This is a genomic window from Streptomyces sp. ActVer (genome assembly GCF_027270795.1).
GTDB classification, from domain to species: domain Bacteria; phylum Actinomycetota; class Actinomycetes; order Streptomycetales; family Streptomycetaceae; genus Streptomyces; species Streptomyces umbrinus_A.
In genome coordinates this window covers 1-753 of the sequence record NZ_JAPWHT010000988.1, presented here as the reverse complement: position 1 = coordinate 753, position 753 = coordinate 1, and the positions used below count along the sequence as shown (strand labels likewise).

General features: G+C 65.9%; 1 protein-coding gene. It reads left to right on the top strand.

Features of this window, described 5'->3' with window-relative positions; genetic code table 11:
• On the top strand, nt 1–753 hold a 753-nt coding region (locus tag O3Q52_RS53765; RefSeq protein ID WP_269655640.1), incomplete at both ends, for a sugar phosphate isomerase/epimerase family protein.

Below are 753 nucleotides of genomic sequence, written 5' to 3'. Positions count from 1 at the left end.
TGTTCCGCGCCCTGCCCATCGACGACATGGTGCGTACGGTCGCCGAGCTCGGCTACGAACACATCGAGTTGTCACCCCGCGACGACTTCATGCCCTTCTTCCTGCACCCGCGCGCCGACGACGAACGAATCGCCGCGCTGAAGAACTCCCTGCGCACACACGGCATCAAGCTGTCCTCCGTGCTCCCCCTGTACAAGTGGTCCTCGCCGGACGAGACCGAGCGACAGGCCGCCGTCCGCTACTGGAAGCGAATGATCGAGATCACCGCCGATCTCGGATGCCCCCTGATGAACTCGGAGTTCAACGGCCGCCCCGAGCAGGCCGCCGCGAGCGAGGCCGCCTTCTGGCGCTCCATGGACGAGCTGCTGCCCGTCTTCGAGCGCGAAGGCATCGCCCTCAACCTCGAGGCCCACCCGGACGACTTCTGCGAGGAGAACACCCCCGCCGTCGACCTCGTCCGGGCGATCAACAAGCCCTGGGTGAACTACCTCTACTGCGCCCCGCACTCCTTCCACCTCTCCGGAGCCTCCGAAGTCGGGGCGGACATCGCGAAGATGATGCGCCACGCCGGGGACAAGCTCCAGCACGTGCACATCGCCGACTCCTTCAACCACAAGGGCTCCTCCGGCCTGCGCTACATCCTCAACCCGCCCGGCACCACCGCCCGCATCCACCAGCACCTCGACATCGACCAGGGCGAGTTCGACTGGAACGCCTTCTTCGGCACACTCCGCGAACTCAACTTCGATCCAG